General features: G+C 66.0%; 16 protein-coding genes and 1 tRNA gene. 11 read left to right on the top strand and 6 right to left on the bottom strand.

The annotated features are described in order from the left end of the window. Nucleotides 1–2: 2 nt before the first annotated feature. The 3 genes from hflD to DVT68_RS16835 are packed head-to-tail and all read right to left on the bottom strand — an operon-like array spanning nucleotide 3 to nucleotide 2,267. Entirely contained in the window at nucleotides 3–626 is a 624-nt protein-coding gene (hflD, locus tag DVT68_RS16845) for a high frequency lysogenization protein HflD (protein WP_114826263.1), read from the bottom strand. Between the two features lie 10 nt (nucleotides 627–636). Continuing rightward, entirely contained in the window at nucleotides 637–1,776 is a 1,140-nt protein-coding gene (mnmA, locus tag DVT68_RS16840; RefSeq protein ID WP_114826262.1) for a tRNA 2-thiouridine(34) synthase MnmA, read from the bottom strand. Then, a complete protein-coding gene (locus DVT68_RS16835; protein ID WP_114826261.1) occupies nucleotides 1,773–2,267 on the bottom strand; it encodes an NUDIX hydrolase in 495 nt (164 codons plus the stop codon). The genes mnmA and DVT68_RS16835 overlap by 4 nt, the downstream gene beginning before the upstream one ends. Nucleotides 2,268–2,420: 153 nt before the next feature. On the opposite strand from DVT68_RS16835, the gene clpS reads away from it, so the two are divergent. After that, complete coding sequence (gene clpS / locus DVT68_RS16830) at nucleotides 2,421–2,747, top strand: ATP-dependent Clp protease adapter ClpS (protein WP_114826458.1); 327 nt, start codon at nucleotides 2,421–2,423, stop codon at nucleotides 2,745–2,747. A gap of 63 nt (nucleotides 2,748–2,810) precedes the next feature. After that, nucleotides 2,811–5,078, top strand: coding sequence for an ATP-dependent Clp protease ATP-binding subunit ClpA (gene clpA / locus DVT68_RS16825; RefSeq protein WP_114826260.1), 2,268 nt, complete (start codon nucleotides 2,811–2,813; stop codon nucleotides 5,076–5,078). A 157-nt stretch (nucleotides 5,079–5,235) separates the two neighbouring features. Here the strand turns inward: clpA and infA are convergent, their stop codons facing one another. Then, nucleotides 5,236–5,454 (bottom strand): translation initiation factor IF-1, encoded by a 219-nt coding sequence (gene infA / locus DVT68_RS16820; protein ID WP_019466733.1) that lies wholly within the window; start codon nucleotides 5,452–5,454, stop codon nucleotides 5,236–5,238. A gap of 83 nt (nucleotides 5,455–5,537) precedes the next feature. Next, nucleotides 5,538–5,813: a polyhydroxyalkanoic acid system family protein gene (locus DVT68_RS16815; protein WP_114826259.1), complete on the bottom strand. Its 276-nt coding sequence runs from the start codon at nucleotides 5,811–5,813 to the stop codon at nucleotides 5,538–5,540. Nucleotides 5,814–6,685: 872 nt separating this feature from the next. Between DVT68_RS16815 and DVT68_RS16810 the strand changes: the two genes are divergently transcribed. The 5 genes from DVT68_RS16810 to kdsB all read left to right on the top strand — a co-directional run bounded on the left by DVT68_RS16810 (nucleotide 6,686) and on the right by kdsB (nucleotide 12,068). Beyond that, a complete protein-coding gene (locus DVT68_RS16810; protein WP_114826258.1) occupies nucleotides 6,686–7,453 on the top strand; it encodes an FHA domain-containing protein in 768 nt (255 codons plus the stop codon). A 99-nt stretch (nucleotides 7,454–7,552) separates the two neighbouring features. Beyond that, nucleotides 7,553–8,638 (top strand): 3-phosphoserine/phosphohydroxythreonine transaminase, encoded by a 1,086-nt coding sequence (gene serC / locus DVT68_RS16805; protein WP_114826257.1) that lies wholly within the window; start codon nucleotides 7,553–7,555, stop codon nucleotides 8,636–8,638. Between the two features lie 77 nt (nucleotides 8,639–8,715). Beyond that, nucleotides 8,716–9,804 carry a prephenate dehydratase gene (gene pheA / locus DVT68_RS16800; protein WP_114826256.1) on the top strand — a complete coding sequence of 363 codons (1,089 nt, stop codon included), beginning with the start codon at nucleotides 8,716–8,718 and terminating at the stop codon, nucleotides 9,802–9,804. Between the two features lie 41 nt (nucleotides 9,805–9,845). After that, nucleotides 9,846–11,150 carry a 3-phosphoshikimate 1-carboxyvinyltransferase gene (gene aroA / locus DVT68_RS16795; RefSeq protein WP_114826255.1) on the top strand — a complete coding sequence of 435 codons (1,305 nt, stop codon included), beginning with the start codon at nucleotides 9,846–9,848 and terminating at the stop codon, nucleotides 11,148–11,150. A 144-nt stretch (nucleotides 11,151–11,294) separates the two neighbouring features. Next, nucleotides 11,295–12,068, top strand: a complete 774-nt coding sequence (kdsB, locus tag DVT68_RS16790) for a 3-deoxy-manno-octulosonate cytidylyltransferase (RefSeq protein ID WP_114826254.1) — start codon at nucleotides 11,295–11,297, stop codon at nucleotides 12,066–12,068. Between the two features lie 6 nt (nucleotides 12,069–12,074). Here kdsB and DVT68_RS20575 read toward each other — a convergent pair whose 3' ends face one another. Beyond that, nucleotides 12,075–12,233 (bottom strand): hypothetical protein, encoded by a 159-nt coding sequence (locus tag DVT68_RS20575; protein ID WP_199536108.1) that lies wholly within the window; start codon nucleotides 12,231–12,233, stop codon nucleotides 12,075–12,077. A gap of 139 nt (nucleotides 12,234–12,372) precedes the next feature. On the opposite strand from DVT68_RS20575, the gene DVT68_RS16785 reads away from it, so the two are divergent. The 4 genes from DVT68_RS16785 (at nucleotide 12,373) to DVT68_RS16770 (ending at nucleotide 15,617) form a co-directional block, all read left to right on the top strand. Next, nucleotides 12,373–12,849: a low molecular weight protein-tyrosine-phosphatase gene (locus tag DVT68_RS16785; protein ID WP_114826253.1), complete on the top strand. Its 477-nt coding sequence runs from the start codon at nucleotides 12,373–12,375 to the stop codon at nucleotides 12,847–12,849. A 19-nt stretch (nucleotides 12,850–12,868) separates the two neighbouring features. Further along, nucleotides 12,869–14,695, top strand: coding sequence for an excinuclease ABC subunit UvrC (gene uvrC, locus DVT68_RS16780; protein ID WP_114826252.1), 1,827 nt, complete (start codon nucleotides 12,869–12,871; stop codon nucleotides 14,693–14,695). A gap of 177 nt (nucleotides 14,696–14,872) precedes the next feature. Next, complete coding sequence (gene pgsA, locus DVT68_RS16775; protein WP_114826251.1) at nucleotides 14,873–15,481, top strand: CDP-diacylglycerol--glycerol-3-phosphate 3-phosphatidyltransferase; 609 nt, start codon at nucleotides 14,873–14,875, stop codon at nucleotides 15,479–15,481. Between the two features lie 60 nt (nucleotides 15,482–15,541). After that, nucleotides 15,542–15,617 (top strand) — tRNA-Gly (locus DVT68_RS16770). Nucleotides 15,618–15,661: the final 44 nt, after the last annotated feature.

Raw genomic sequence — 15,661 nt, 5'->3', positions numbered from 1 at the left:
GATCAGGTGTTGTTGATCGTCGATCCCGTCAACAGTCCCCGCGCCAGCATGCTGCACTGCTTGCGATACAGCAGCAGCTGCCACTGGCGCCCGCCCAACTGGCGCCACAGCACCGCCGAACGCACCGCGGCCAGCAGGCTGGTGCGCACCTTCTCCACGATGGCAGGCTGCTGCAGTTGTTGGGGATTGCCGGTGACCATCACGCGCGGTTTCAGGGTGGACAGCGTGCCGGCATAGAGCTCGGCCAGGCGACTGCTTACCTGCGGGGATTCGGCGCCGAAATGTTCAACCTGGCGCTTGGCGGCGACGATGCCCTGCTGCAGGCGATCGAGCAGGTCGCCCCGACGCGACAGGCTGCGTTCCAGGCGCATCACGGTGAACGCCATGCGGGTGATCGCCACGTCACGCTGGTTCTCGTCCAGCAAGGTAATCAGCTGACGCAGCCCCATGCGCACGGCGGACACATCGCCATACACGCCGACCACCGATGGCGCGTCGATGCGGAAGACGCTGGCCATGCTCGCGGCCATCGCGGTTTCGTCGCAGCGGCCTTCGTTGGCCAGTTGCTGGGCGAGCGTGGCGGCCTGGAACAGGCCAGCGAGGGCCAGCACGCGCTCTTCATTCATGGCAAAGGCTTCAAACACCGGTAAGGGACTCGCTGGAAACGGAGGAGGGCTGGACATCATTCCAGCCGCCGAAGGGGGCGTCGGTGCGCTCGATCACGGCGCCGCCCAGACAGGCCTCGTCGTCGTAGAACACCACTGACTGGCCGGGCGTCACCGCGCGCTGCGGTTCGTCGAAGAGGACCTCCAGGCCGCCCTCGCGCACGATCACCTCACAGGCCTGGTCGTGCTGCCGGTAGCGCGTCTTGGCGGTGCAGCGGAAGCGCGACGCGGGGGGCTCGCCGGCCACCCAGTTGGGAGATTCGGTGCGCAGTCGGCGCGAATACAGCCAATGGTTCTCGCCGCCCTGGGCTACATAAAGGACGTTGCCCGGCACGTCCTTGCCGACCACGTACCAGGCCTCGCCGCTGGCGCCGTGGCGGCCGCCGATGCCCAGGCCGTTGCGCTGGCCGAGGGTGTAATACATGACGCCCTGGTGCTCGCCCACGGTCTCGCCCTCCGGCGTGCGCATGGGGCCGGGCTGGGCCGGGATGTACTGGGCCAGGAAGCTGCGGAAGTCGCGCTCGCCGATGAAACAGATGCCGGTGGAGTCTTTCTTGGCGTGGGTAGGCAGGGCGGCCTCGCGGGCCATCTCGCGCACCAGCGGCTTCTCGATCTCACCCACCGGGAACAGGGTGGCCGCCAGTTGCTGCTGGCCCAGCGCGTGCAGGAAGTAGGTCTGGTCCTTGGAGGTATCCACGGCGCGCAGCAGACGGTACTTGCCCTGGTGAAAATCGACCCGGGCGTAGTGGCCGGTGGCGATCTTCCCGGCGCCCAGGGCGCGGGCCTCATCCAGGAAGGTCTTGAACTTGATCTCGCGGTTGCACAGCACGTCGGGGTTTGGCGTGCGGCCAGCGCGGTATTCGGCCAGGAAATGCTCGAACACGCCGTCCCAGTACTCGGCGGCGAAATTGCGGGCATGGAAGGGGATGCCCAGGCGTCCGCACACGGCCACGGCGTCCTTGCGGTCGGCGTCGGTGGTGCAGGGGCCGTCGCGGTCGTCTTCCTCCCAGTTCTGCATGAATAGGCCTTCGACCTCGTGGCCCGCCTGCTGCAGCAGCAGGGCCGCCACCGAGGAGTCCACGCCACCGGAGATGCCGAGCATCACTTTCACGGATAGCGGTCCTCGTCCAGCAGGCTGTGGAGCAGGGCCAGCGGGTAACGCTGACCGGCCAGCAAGGCGTCGATCGTCATCAATACGAGGGGGCTGCGCAGGCGATCGCCCAGCGCGACGATCTCATCACGGGTCAGCCACAGTGCGCGACGGATGCCTTCGTCCAGGGTCCGACCGGGATCGTGGCTGACCGCGCGTGCGGCAAAACTGATGCGCACCACGCCCTCACCGTGCTCGGTGCTGCGCCACTGATGCACCCCGATCAGGTACTCCGGCGCCACCGTCCAGCCGGTTTCCTCCAGCGTCTCGCGGACGGCCGCGGTGACAAGGCTTTCCTTGTCATCCAAATGGCCCGCTGGCTGGTTATAGGCAAGACGGCCGTTCACATCCTCCTCCACCATGAGGAAACGGTCGCCAACGGCGACGACGCACGCCACGGTGACGTGCGGGCGCCAGACAGCGTTGGAGGTGATGACGGAGAAATCAGCCATGAGGGGTAGATGGCGTCGGCAGGGGCACTGGAAAAGGAGCCATTGTGCCATTACCTGAAGCCGGGCCGCCTTCGGAAGGGCCAGATCGCCAGGCACAGGCCCGGCAAGGGCCCCGGCGGTATACTTTTCCTCAGGAAATCTCACAAAGAACCCATGGCTCACGATCCCGAACACGAACAAGGCAGCGGTCACGGCCTGGCGCTCGAAACCTCTCGGCCCGAGGTGGCTCGCCCCCCACTGTTCCAGGTGGTGCTGCTGAACGACGATTTCACCCCGATGGATTTCGTGGTCGAGGTCTTGCGCAGCTTTTTCAATCTGGACCAGGAGCGCGCCGTGCAGGTCATGCTCCACGTCCATACGCGAGGGAAGGGCGTTTGCGGGGTCTTTACCCGGGAAGTGGCTGAAACAAAGGTTACCCAAGTAAACGAATATTCACGTGCTCATCAGCACCCTTTGTTGTGCACTATGGAAAAGCTCTGAGCGCCCCCATTTTGGTAGCCATCGCGGCATTGCCGCCTACCACTTAAAGCGGAGTAGGTCCGGATGTTCAGCAAGGATCTCGAAGTCACCATTGGCCAGTGCTACAAGCAGGCCCGAGAGCAGCGTCATGAGTTCATGACGGTGGAACACCTGCTGCTCGCCCTCACGGAAAACCAGTCGGCCCTGGGCGCCCTGCGTGCCTGCGGCGTCGACCTGCCGCGCCTCACGCGCGAGCTGGAAAAGATCATTGCCGAGACCGTTCCGGTCTTGCCGCACGGTGACGAGCGCGATACCCAGCCCACGCTGGGCTTCCAGCGCGTGCTGCAGCGCGCGGTTTACCACGTGCAGTCCTCCGGCCGTAAGGAAGTCACCGGCGCCAACGTGCTGGTCGCCATCTTCGGCGAGAAGGATTCGCACGCCGTGTATTTCCTGCACCAGCAGGAGATCACCCGTCTCGACGTGGTCAACTACATCTCGCACGGCATCGCCAAGATCGGCGACGAGCCGTCGAGCAGCATGCCGGGCGGCGAGCGCGAGAGCGAAGACGGCGAGCCCAAGGGCAACCCGCTGAGCGAGTACGCCAGCAACCTCAACGAGCTGGCCCTGGAAGGCAAGATCGACCCGCTGATCGGCCGCCAGGACGAGATCGAGCGCACCATCCAGGTGCTGTGCCGCCGCCGCAAGAACAACCCGCTGTACGTGGGCGAGGCCGGCGTGGGCAAGACCGCCCTGGCCGAAGGCCTGGCCAAGCGCATCGTCGATGGCGACGTGCCGGAAGTGCTGGAGAACTCCACCATCTGGTCGCTGGACCTTGGCGCGCTGGTCGCGGGCACCAAGTACCGCGGCGATTTCGAGAAGCGCCTGAAGGCGGTGATCAGCCAGCTGAAGAAGCAGCCGGGCGCGATCCTCTTCATCGACGAGATCCACACCATCATCGGCGCCGGTTCCGCCTCGGGCGGCACCATGGACGCGAGCAACCTGATCAAGCCCATGCTGGCCTCCGGCGAGTTGCGCTGCATTGGTTCGACCACGTTCCAGGAATTCCGCGGCATCTTCGAGAAGGACCGTGCGCTGGCCCGTCGCTTCCAGAAGATCGACGTGGTCGAGCCGACCGTGGCCGACAGCCTGGAAATCCTCAAGGGCCTGCGCTCGCGCTTCGAAGAGCACCACAACGTCGCCTACACCAACGAGGCGCTCAAGGCGGCGGTGGACTTGTCGGTCAAGCACATTCCCGACCGCCTGCTGCCGGACAAGGCCATCGACGTGATCGACGAGGCGGGCGCCCGTCAGCGCCTGTTGCCGGTCGACCAGCGCACCGGCAAGGTCGACGTGCCGGAAGTCGAATACATCGTGGCCAAGATGGCGCGCATCCCGCCCAAGCAGGTGTCGGCCTCTGACCGCGACGTGCTGAAGAACCTCGAGCGCAACCTCAAGATGGTGGTGTTTGGGCAGGATGCGGCGATCGAAGCGCTGGCCGCGTCGATCAAGATGGCCCGCTCGGGCCTGGCCGACCCGTCCAAGCCCATCGGTTGCTTCCTGCTCGCCGGTCCCACAGGCGTGGGCAAGACCGAAGTGACCAAGCAGCTGGCGATGCAGCTGGGCATCGAGATGATCCGCTTCGACATGTCCGAGTACATGGAAGCGCATTCGGTCTCGCGCCTGGTCGGCGCCCCTCCGGGCTACGTCGGTTTCGACCAGGGCGGCCTGCTCACGGAAGCGGTGACCAAGCATCCGCATGCGGTGCTGCTGCTCGACGAAATCGAGAAGGCGCATCCGGACGTGTACAACATCCTGCTGCAGATCATGGATCGTGGTGTGCTGACCGACACCAATGGTCGCGAGGCGAACTTCAAGAACGTGGTGGTGGTGATGACCACCAATGCGGGCGCCCAGCAGGCCTCGCGCCGCGGCATCGGCTTCGTCAAGCAGAACCATTCGATGGACGCGATGGAAGTGATCCGCCGCACCTTCACGCCGGAGTTCCGCAACCGCCTCGACGCGATCATCCAGTTCAACGCGCTGGACTTCGAGCACATCCTGCGCGTGGTCGACAAGTTCCTGATCGAACTGGAGGCCCAGCTGACGGAGAAGCACGTGTCGCTGGACGTCGATGCCGACGCCCGCCGCTGGCTGGCCGAGCATGGCTTCGACCCGCAGATGGGCGCGCGCCCGATGGCCCGCGTGATCCTGGAAAAGGTGAAGCGTCCGCTGGCCGACGAGCTGCTGTTCGGCAAGCTGGCCGAGGGTGGCAAGGTCTCGCTGAGCGTGCGCGAGGGCGAGCTGGTGGTGAGCACCGAGGCTGCGGAGACGCTGCCGGTTCCGGTGTCCTGAGCCAGTAGTCACCAAGGTGTAACGAAAAAGGCCGCGCAACTGCGCGGCCTTTTTCTTGTCGCCGGTTTGCAGGAGCGCACGCTGTGCGCGACCTGCCGGCGTCACCTCTCCGTAAGCGTTTCGCGCACAGGGTGCGCTGCTACAGAGGAGGCAGGGGTTATTTCATGCGGTAGGTGATACGACCCTTGGTCAGGTCGTATGGGGTCATCTCCACCTTGACCTTGTCGCCGGTCAGGATGCGGATGTAATGCTTGCGCATGCGGCCGGAGATGTGGGCCGTGATCACGTGGCCGTTTTCCAGCTGCACGCGGAACATGGTGTTGGGCAGGGTCTCCTGGACCGTGCCTTCCATTTCGATGACGTCGTCTTTGGCCATGCGTTCCGGTGGGGGCGATTGCAGCCGTCATGGCCGCGTAAGCGGTCGATTATGCCACGTAATTCGGGATGGTTAAAGAATCATCAGCCGAAGTGCTCATCGAGCTTGCGGCGGATCTCCTGCTCGACCATGCCCTTGAGGGGCGACAGCATCATGCCGAGCTCGGCCGTGACCTGGATGGCGTCGCTGCCCACCGCGATGCTGCCGTTCACGCCCGGGCGGGAAAAACGCAGGGTGTCGCCCTCCCAATGCCCCTCCATGCCGAACTTCTCGCGCATGCGCGCGGCCACCTGGTCGACCACGGCGCGGGCTTCAGCGACGGGGAGCTGGTGGGGGCGGCGGATGTCGATTTTGGGCATGGAGGGGGTTCCGGGGTGGGTGGGGCGGACATGGTAAGGCAGATTTGGGGGTTGGGGCGCGAGACGCCAGGGTTTTCCGGCGCCACGTACTCTTTCGTCACGCTTGCGAGCTGGGCTGCTGTGGGTGGCTATGGCCGAAAGAGGGTCGGGCACGACAGGTGGAGCACGCGGCGTGCTCTTGGAGCGACCCTGCCGGGTAGGCGCTTACGCCACGCCTCGGAGTGGCATTCTTGCGTGGCGCCTTCAATGTCCGTCATCCCAGCGAAGGCTGGGATCCAGGGACTTTGGCTCTTGGTTCTGTGTGTGGCGTTCCCGCCAGCGTGCCGCCTACGCGGCGGGCGTTTCGATCCTCTGCCGACGCTCGAGTCACTTTTCTTTTGCTGGCCCAAAAGAAAAGTAACCCAAAGAAAATGGCCTTAAGGGCTCGAAGCGATATGCAGGATACAAGCCCGGACGACTGCGGCCAGCCGGATCGCTGACGTGCTACCTCAGGGGCAGCGTCTACACCGCAACGCGCCGAAGCGGGGAGGGGGCGCAGCACTGCCTGGCATACAAGCCCTGACGACTCCGGCAAGCCGAATTCGTCGCGTGCTACCTCACGGATAGCGGCTACCCCGCGGGGCGTCGTCGTAATGAGGACTTAGGGCTGCATCCCTTTTTGTGTCGCTCTGCTTTTAGCTCCCTCTCCCCTGCGGGGAGAGGGTTGGGGCATTGCCACCTTTACGGTGGTGAGGGGCCAACCTTGCCTCGGTCTACGAAGCTCCCTCCGGTACGTCACGCAACCATCCAGCAAAAGCCAGATATCCGCCTTCACGCTCTAAGAATTTGCGCGCATCTGCTAGAGTCGCCCGCGACTATCCAGCGGTTTGGCGATGCGCATCGAGTTTCCCAATTCAGCCCGAGAGGACTTCCACTGGGACGCTCCCGCACTGCGGATCGGTAGTGCGCCGGACAACGATCTGATCCTGGCTGCTCATCAGGCGGGCGCCTATCACATGCGCATCCAGCTCGATCGTCGCGGTTGGGTGCTGCAGGTGTTGCCTCAGGGCGGCCGCATCTACGTCAATGCACGGCCTGTACGCGAGAAGGCGCTGTTGCGTCCCGGCGACATCCTCAGCGTGGGTGACTGCCGCATGCTGTTGCGCGCGGACGAGGAGCCTGCCCACCAGTTGCCGGTGACAGTGCCGGCGGAAGGGCGCTGTACGGTGGCGTTGCGCGCGGTGGCCGGTCCCTTGTCGGGGCGAGTGCTGTCCTTGCGGGACAAACTGGAACTGGGGCCACTGGGCCGTGTTCCGCTGGAGCTTCCGCAAGGCGAAACCGCTTCGCTGGCGGTCTTCTGGCACGAGGGTCAGCTGATGCTCGAGGCGGGCCAGCAATCGGCCCGTTACCCCTTGCGCGTCAACGGCGCGCCGGTGAGCCAGGCCGCGCTGAGGCCGGGTGACCAGGTCGGCCTGGGCATGCACCGTTTCGTGGTGGACGCCCCGGGACTGGAGCCGGAGCCGGAAATCGTGCGGCCGGAGCCGGCCCCCGAGCACTTGCCGGAGGAAGATGCCGGCCCGAGCGGCGAAGTGTGGTGGTTGATCGCCACCGCCGCCGTGCTGGCGCTGGGCATCGCGGTGGTCCTGCTGGTGCGTTTCTGAGGCGCGAGCCAGGCATTTTCGTGGCGTCTCACCCCTAGTTGACGGCGCATTGCTGCGACGCGGCATAATGCGGTGATCCACCTCGTATAGGCGCCGTCAGTGAGCAGAGTCTGGAATTTCAGCGCGGGTCCCGCCGCGATGCCGCAAGCCGTCCTCGAACGCGCCCAGCGTGAACTGCTGGACTGGCAGGGTTGCGGCGCCTCCGTGATGGAGCTGTCCCATCGCGGCAAGCTGTTCATGGGGCTGGCGCAACAGGCCGAAGCCGACCTGCGCGAGCTGCTGGCCATTCCCGACAACTACGCCGTGCTGTTCCTGCAGGGCGGCGCCACCCAGCACTTTGCGCAGATTCCGATGAATCTGGCGGGGGAGGGCGAAAGCGCCGACTACGTGGTCACCGGGCATTGGGGTGAGAAGGCCGTCAGTGAGGCCAGGCCCTACGTCACGGTGAATGTCGCCGCCAGCAGCAAGGACGAAAACTACCTGCGGCTGCCGCCGCGCGCGAGCTGGCAGCTGAATCCCCGCGCGGCCTATGTGCACTACACCACCAACGAGACCATCCACGGCGTGCAGTTCCACGATGTGCCGGAGGTAGGTGATGTGCCGCTGGTGGCCGACATGTCCTCGGACATCCTGTCCGGCCCCGTCGACGTGTCGAAGTTCGGCCTGATCTACGCCGGCGCGCAGAAAAACATCGGGCCGTCCGGCCTGGTGGTGCTGATCGTCCGCCGCGACCTGCTGGAGCGCACCACGCGCCCGATGGCGCGCATCTTCCGCTACGCCGACCACGCGGCGAACGACTCGATGCTCAACACGCCCAACACCTGGGGCTGGTATCTGGCGGGGCTGACCTTCCAGTGGCTGAAGGAGCAGGGTGGCGTCGCCGCCATGCGTGAGCGCAACCTGGCCAAAGCCACGCTGCTGTACGACGCCATCGACGGTTCGGGTGGCTTCTACCGCTGCCCGGTCGAGCACGCGGCGCGCTCGCGCATGAATGTGCCCTTCACCCTGCACGACAGCGCGCTGGACGCGGACTTCCTCAAGGCGTCAGAAGCCGCCGGGCTGCTGGCGCTCAAGGGACACAAGGCGGTGGGCGGCATGCGCGCCTCGATCTACAACGCCGTGCCGCTGGAAGCGGCGCAGGCGCTGGTGGATTTCATGGGAGATTTCGCCAAACGTCACGGATGAAACCATTGCAGGGGTCAGGCTAGATCAGTGACCATCCCCGATTCCCCATTTGGACTGCTTTACCTCCAGATCACGATATGACCGACAAGAAATCCTCGCTCACCGACGTGCGCCAGCGCATCGACAGCATCGATCAGCAGATCCAGTCGCTGATCTCCGAGCGCGCCGGATGGGCGCAGGAAGTGGCCCGCGTCAAGGGCGAGGGACTTTCGGCGATCGACTATTACCGACCCGAACGCGAGGCCCACGTGCTGCGCATGGTGGTCGACCGCAACCATGGCCCGCTGTCGGATGGGGAGATGGTGCGGCTGTTCCGCGAGATCATGTCGTCCTGCCTGGCGCAGGAAGATCCCCTCAAGGTGGGTTTTCTTGGCCCTGAAGGCACCTTCAGCGAACAGGCGGTGCGCAAGCACTTCGGCCACGCGGCCTATGGCTTGCCGCTGGGCAGCATCGAGGAAGTGTTCCAGGAGGTCGCCGCCGGCCACGCCGACTTTGGCGTGGTGCCGGTGGAGAATTCCGGCCAGGGCATGATCCAGATGACGCTGGACATGTTCCTCACCTCGCAGGCCACCATCTGCGGTGAAGTGGAATTGCGCGTTCACCAGTGCCTGCATTCGCTGCTCGGGCGACTGGAGGACATCAAGCGTGTCTACGGCCATGCGCAGTCGCTGCAGCAGTGCAAGACCTGGCTTCGCGTCAACCTGCCGAATGTGGAATGCATTGCGGTCAGTAGCAATGCGGAGGCCGCGCGCGTGGCGCGCCACGCCGACGACGCTGGCGCCATTGCAGGCGAGACGGCGGGACGTGTGTATGGCCTGAAGACCGTCGCGCAGGCCATCGAGGACCGCGCGGACAACACTACCCGCTTCCTGGTGATCGGCCGCTCGCTGTTCCCGCCGTCGGGCAACGACCGTACATCGCTGCTGATCACGGTGAACGACAAGCCGGGCGCGCTGTACCACGTGCTCAAGCCGTTCGCCGAACACGGCATCAGCCTCAATCGCATCGAGTCGCGCCCCGCGCACTCGGGCAAGTGGCAGTACGCGTTCTTCATCGACGTGTCCGGCCACATCAACGACGGCCCATTGCAGGCCGCCATGGCGGAGATCGGTGAGGCGGCCGCCAATGTGCGCGTGCTCGGCTCCTACCCGGTGGCGCTGCCCTGACATAAGCGGCTGCCCTCGGAGGCAGCCTCTGGAGAATTCCCTTGAGTCGACTCGACTGGACCAGTCATACCGGCCGCGCGCTGCACGGCAGCGTGCGCGTACCCGGCGACAAGTCCGTTTCGCACCGCGCGCTGATGCTCGGGGCGCTGGCGGACGGCACGTCGCGGATCCGCGGCTTCCTCGAAGGCGAGGACACTCGCGCCACGGCGAGGGTGCTGCAGCAGCTCGGCGTTCGCATGGAGGCTCCCGCCGATGGCGAGCGCGTGGTGCATGGCGTGGGCCTGCATGGCTTGCGCGGCACGACGCAGGCGCTGGATTGCGGCAACGCCGGAACCGGCATGCGCCTTCTCGCCGGTCTGCTGGCCGGGCAGGCATTCGACAGTACCCTGGTCGGCGATGAGTCGCTGTCCAAGCGCCCGATGCGCCGGGTTACCGAGCCGCTGGCGCGCATGGGCGCGAAGATCGACACGCAAGACGGCCTGCCGCCGCTGCAGGTGCGCGGCGGCCAGCAGTTGCATGGCATCTCCTACACGCTGCCGATGGCCAGTGCGCAGGTGAAGTCGGCATTGCTGCTGGCCGGACTGTACGCGCAGGGCGAGACCGAAGTGATCGAGCCGCACCCGACGCGCGACTACACGGAGCGCATGCTGGCTGCATTCGGCTGGCCGATCGACTTTTCTCCGGGGCGGGCGCGACTGAGCGGCGGCCATGCGTTGCGCGCGACGGACGTGGACGTGCCGGCCGATTTTTCCTCGGCAGGGTTCTTCCTTGTGGCGGCGAGCATTGTGCCGGGCTCGGAACTGCGTCTTCCGTCCGTCGGCCTCAACCCGCGGCGCACCGGCCTGCTGCAGGCGTTGCGACTGATGGGCGCGGATATCCGCATCGAACACGAGCGCGAGAGCGGCGGCGAACCGGTGGGCGATCTGGTGGTGCGCCATGCGCCGTTGCACGGCATTGAGCTGCCCGAAGCGCTGGTGCCGGACATGATCGACGAGTTTCCGGTGTTGTTCGTGGCCGCGGCTGCGGCGAAGGGCAAGACCGTGGTTCGCGGCGCCGCAGAGCTTCGTGTGAAGGAGTCCGACCGCATCGCCACCATGGCCTCCGGCTTGCGTGCGCTGGGCGTGGCCATCGAGGAGGCGCCGGATGGCGCAACCATCGAGGGCGGCGCGATCGGCGGTGGCGCCATCGACAGCCACGGCGACCATCGCATCGCGATGAGCTTCGCGGTGGCCGGCCTGGTGGCAAACGGCGCGGTGCGCATCAACGACTGCGACAACGTGGCCACCTCGTTCCCCGGCTTCCTCGACCTGGCCAACGGCTGCGGCTTTCATCTAGGCCCCGTATAGCAGGGCGCCCCGTGCGCGACCGCGGCGTTGCGGGAGACCGCAACGCCCGGCGGTCGCGCCGCGGCGTGGACTCCTGCCATGCTGCGCCGACCCTCGTCTGCCGTGGCGCGTGCTAGTACCCTTGACGCCTCAACCGAGGTCGCCATGTCCGTCGATACACCGCCCTTCATCGTCGCCATTCCCGCCCGTTACGGCTCCACCCGCCTGCCGGCCAAGCCGCTGCGGGAGATCGCAGGCGTGCCGATGGTGGTGCGCGTGGCGCAGCGCGCGCTGCTGGCGGGCGCCGCGCAGGTGGTGGTGGCGGTGGACGACGAGCGGATCGCCGATGCACTGGCAGGGCAGCACGTGGATGTGTGCATGACGCGCAGCGACCATGCCTCGGGCAGCGACCGATTGGCCGAGTGCGCGGTGCACTACGGCTGGGCGGACGACGCCATCGTGGTGAACCTGCAAGGCGACGAGCCGTTCGCGCCTGCCGCGGGTATCCGTGAGGTGGCCTGCGCGCTGCATTACGACGAGGCTCCGGTGGCGACGTTGGCGACCCCGATCACCGACGCGCATGAGTTGTTCGATCCGAACGTGGTGAAGCTGGTCCGGACCGCCGAAGGGCGCGCTCTGTATTTCAGCCGTGCGCCGCTGCCGTGGGCGCGCGACGCTTTCGCGTTGCAGCGCGATGCGCTGCCCGATGGCGTGCCGTTCCTGCGCCACATCGGCATCTACGCCTACCGGGCAGGCTTCCTCAAGCGTTACAGCACGCTGTCGCGCACACCGCTCGAGCAGGCCGAATCGCTGGAGCAACTGCGTGTGATGGAACACGGCCACCCGATTGCGGTGCGTCTGACTCCCGAGCCGTTTCCGCCGGGCATCGATACCGAGGCCGACCTGCAGCGCGCCGAACGCTGGCTGGCGCAGGGCTGAGGCGGCTCAGCGCCGCCGCCGCACCAGCAGCACGAACACGCCGGCCAGCAGCAATCCCACGGCCAAGCCGATGCCAGCGCCCCATAGCGCGCCGGTCGTGCCTCCCACGGCGCGGCCGATCAGAAAGCCCATGACGAACAGGATTGGTAGCGGCAGGCAGCCCATCGGCGCTCCTTTGCCGCTATCGTTGCAGTGGCGCCGATGACTGCGCAATGTGCTCTCGAGACTTGCAGCGCGAAGGCATCGCCCACACTGAAGCACGGGGCCTGAAAGCGGGCCCATCCCGATCACACTGGAATTCCGGATGCCTTCCAACGACAGCCCCGTCTCCGTCCTGTTCGTGTGCCTCGGCAACATTTGTCGCTCCCCGCTGGTGGAGGCGGTCGCACGCCAGCGCTGCGCGGATGCAGGTCTCAACGTTGCCCTGGCTTCCTGCGGCACCGGCAACTGGCATGTGGGCAAGGGCGCCGATCCGCGCATGCTGAGGGCCGCGGCGCACGCCGGTTACGATCTGTCGACGCACCGGGCGCGCCAGATGCGCGCTGCGGATTTCGAAGCGTTCGACTGGGTGCTGGCCATGGACGAGGACAACCTCGACGCGTTGCTGTCGCTGCGCCGCGGAGAGGGCGCGCCGACCGAGCTGTTCCTGCCCTGGGCGGGTGTTCCGCACCCACGGGAATTTCCCGATCCCTACTTCGGCGACGAGGAGGGTTTCCGCGAGGCAGTGGCCTTGGCGGAGCGCGCCGTGGACGGCCTGATCGCCCGCCTTCGGGCCGGTTGAAACCGGCTAGAATCCAGCGATGCAGTCCACTTCGCCGCAAGCCTTCGACGGCAAGGCCTTCGTCAAGACACTTACCAGCTCACCCGGCGTCTATCGGTATTTCGACGAGGACGGCGACCTGCTGTACGTGGGCAAGGCCGCCAACCTGAAGAAGCGGGTCGGCAATTATTTCCTCAAGCCGCGGATGGAACCGCGCATCGCCTCGATGGTGTCGCAGATCGCGCGCGTCGAGATCACCGTTACCCGCACCGCGGGCGAGGCGCTGCTGCTGGAATCGCAGCTGATCAAGTCGCTCAAGCCGCGCTACAACATCCTGCTGCGCGACGACAAGAGCTATCCCTATATCTACCTGTCGGGCGGCGAGGATTATCCGCGCCTGGCCTTTCACCGCGGCGCGCGCAACCAGCCTGGCCGCTATTTCGGGCCGTATCCCAGCGCGTTCGCGGTGCGAGAGAGCCTCAACCTGATGCAGAAGCTGTTCAAGGTCCGCCAGTGCGAGGACAGCTACTTCAAGAACCGTTCGCGTCCTTGCCTGCAGCACCAGATCGGCCGTTGCACGGCGCCTTGCGTGCAGCTGATCACGGTGGACGACTACCGCAATGACGTGCGCCACGCCGAGATGTTCCTTGAAGGGCGCAGCAGCGCGGTGATCGATGAGCTGGCGGGCCAGATGGAGCAGGCCAGCAAGGCGCTGGAATTCGAGCGGGCCGCGGCGCTGCGCGACCAGGTGGCGGCGCTGCGCAAGCTGCAGGCCGAGCACCATGTGCAGGGCGCCAGTGCCGACATGGACGTCCTGGCCTGCCGCATCGAGGCCGGCATGGCCTGCGTGAGCGTGCTGTTCTTCCGCAACGGCATCAGCCTGGGCACGCGCGACTTCTTCCCGCGCCTGCCGCTGGATGCGGAGCCGTCCGACGTGCTCGAGCAGTTCATCGCGCAGTACTACCTCGATCGCCCGGTGCCGCGCGAGCTGATCCTTGGCGAAAGCCTGCCCGACCAGCAGATCCTTGGCGAAATGCTTACCCAGCAGTCCGGGCATGCGGTGGAGCTCAAATCCAGCGTACGTGGCGAGCGTGCGCGCTTCCTGCAGATGGCCGAGCGCAATGCGCAGGCCTCGCTGACGGCCCGACTGGCCAGCCGGCAGACGCTGGGAGCCCGCTTCGACGACCTGCAAAAGCTGCTGGAGCTGGACGAGCCGCCGCGCCGCATCGAGTGCTTCGACATCAGCCACACGCAGGGCGAACTGACCGTGGCCTCGTGCGTGGTGTTCGGCCCGGAGGGACCGGAGAAGTCGCATTACCGGCGGTTCAACATCAGCGGGATCACGCCCGGCGACGACTACGCGGCCATGCACCAGGCGCTGGTGCGTCGTTTCCGCAAGGTGGCCGAGGGCGAGGGCGCGCGTCCGGATGTGCTGCTGATCGACGGTGGCAGCGGCCAGGTGGCGCAGGCGCTGGATGTGCTCAGGGAACTCGGTGTCAGCGGCATCCACGTGGTCGGCGTGGCCAAGGGGCCCGGGCGACGCGCCGGTGAGGAAACCCTGGTGATGGCCGATTCGGGGCGCAACCTGCATCCCGGGCCGGCGTCCCCGGCGCTGCACCTGGTGGCCGCCGTGCGCGACGAGGCGCATCGTTTCGCCATCAGCGGCCATCGCAAGCGCCGCGAGAAGGCGCGCGAGCGCAGCGTGCTGGAGGACGTGCCGGGCATCGGCGCCCGCCGCCGCTCGGCCCTGCTGAAAGCCTTCGGCGGACTCAGCGGGGTCGAAGCTGCCGGCGTGGAGGAGCTGACGCAGGTGAAAGGCATTGACCGCGGACTGGCCGAACGCATTTATGCTGTGCTCCACGGTTAGGCCAATCGCTGCTGCGCCTTGCCGACCGACATTCCAGCAAATGCTGGAATCGCCGTTACAGTCACACGATCCCGGGGTCTGCCCTTGTCGGGCTTTCTCCGGGATGACGAGCAACGTGGCGTGTCGCGACAAGACGCGCTGCCTGCTCCGCTGAATGCATCAACCCGGAAAGGATCTATGCGCATCAACCTGCCAACCTGGCTCACCCTGTTCCGCGTGCTGCTGTTGCCGGTCATGGTGGTGGTCTTCTACTGGCAGTTTCCCGGGCACAACATCACGGCGGCGATCGTGTTTCTGCTGGCCGCCATCACCGACTGGCTGGATGGCTACCTGGCGCGGCGCCTGAACATGACGTCGGCGTTCGGCGCATTCCTGGATCCGGTGGCCGACAAGCTGATGGTGGCGGTCACGCTGTTCCTGCTGGTGGAGTCCCATCGAGGCGGCTGGCCTGGCATCCTGATGGCCATCACCGCGGCGATCATCGTGGGTCGTGAGATCAGCGTCTCGGCGCTGCGCGAATGGATGGCCGAGATCGGCATGCGCGCCACGGTCAAGGTCGCCTTCATCGGCAAGCTCAAGACCGTCATGCAGATGGTGGCGCTGGTGGTGCTGATCGTGCAGCACGAGAAGAGCGCCGAAGCGCTGCGGCTTTATCACATCGGCGAAGCATTGCTGGTGATCGCCGGCATCCTCACCATCTGGTCGGGCCTGTATTACCTGCGCGCGGCCTGGCCCAGCCTGCAAGGCGATGGCGCCGGTCGCGTACTGCCGCGCGACGAAGGCTGAACTGATTTGTGACGGGTGCTTGACGAGCCGCGATTACCCATTACAATGCGCGACTCCGATGCGGGAATAGCTCAGTTGGTAGAGCACGACCTTGCCAAGGTCGGGGTCGCGAGTTCGAGTCTCGTTTCCCGCTCCAAATTCCATGGATTGAAGCATCGCAATCCATACAAAAAGCGGCCC

The organism is Dyella solisilvae (assembly GCF_003351225.1).
Lineage (GTDB): Bacteria > Pseudomonadota > Gammaproteobacteria > Xanthomonadales > Rhodanobacteraceae > Dyella > Dyella solisilvae.
This window is presented reverse-complemented; position numbering and strand designations above follow the sequence as displayed.

Excerpts from the sequence above, each read along its gene's own strand:
- hflD (WP_114826263.1), bottom strand. The coding sequence starts at position 626 with ATGAATGAAGAGCGCGTGCTGGCCCTCGCTGGCCTGTTCCAGGCCGCC.
- DVT68_RS16835 (WP_114826261.1), bottom strand. The coding sequence starts at position 2,267 with ATGGCTGATTTCTCCGTCATCACCTCCAACGCTGTCTGGCGCCCGCAC.
- clpS (WP_114826458.1), top strand. The coding sequence starts at position 2,421 with ATGGCTCACGATCCCGAACACGAACAAGGCAGCGGTCACGGCCTGGCG.
- clpA (WP_114826260.1), top strand. The coding sequence starts at position 2,811 with ATGTTCAGCAAGGATCTCGAAGTCACCATTGGCCAGTGCTACAAGCAG.
- infA (WP_019466733.1), bottom strand. The coding sequence starts at position 5,454 with ATGGCCAAAGACGACGTCATCGAAATGGAAGGCACGGTCCAGGAGACC.
- DVT68_RS16815 (WP_114826259.1), bottom strand. The coding sequence starts at position 5,813 with ATGCCCAAAATCGACATCCGCCGCCCCCACCAGCTCCCCGTCGCTGAA.
- DVT68_RS16810 (WP_114826258.1), top strand. The coding sequence starts at position 6,686 with ATGCGCATCGAGTTTCCCAATTCAGCCCGAGAGGACTTCCACTGGGAC.
- pheA (WP_114826256.1), top strand. The coding sequence starts at position 8,716 with ATGACCGACAAGAAATCCTCGCTCACCGACGTGCGCCAGCGCATCGAC.
- kdsB (WP_114826254.1), top strand. The coding sequence starts at position 11,295 with ATGTCCGTCGATACACCGCCCTTCATCGTCGCCATTCCCGCCCGTTAC.
- DVT68_RS20575 (WP_199536108.1), bottom strand. The coding sequence starts at position 12,233 with ATGGGCTGCCTGCCGCTACCAATCCTGTTCGTCATGGGCTTTCTGATC.
- DVT68_RS16785 (WP_114826253.1), top strand. The coding sequence starts at position 12,373 with ATGCCTTCCAACGACAGCCCCGTCTCCGTCCTGTTCGTGTGCCTCGGC.
- uvrC (WP_114826252.1), top strand. The coding sequence starts at position 12,869 with ATGCAGTCCACTTCGCCGCAAGCCTTCGACGGCAAGGCCTTCGTCAAG.
- pgsA (WP_114826251.1), top strand. The coding sequence starts at position 14,873 with ATGCGCATCAACCTGCCAACCTGGCTCACCCTGTTCCGCGTGCTGCTG.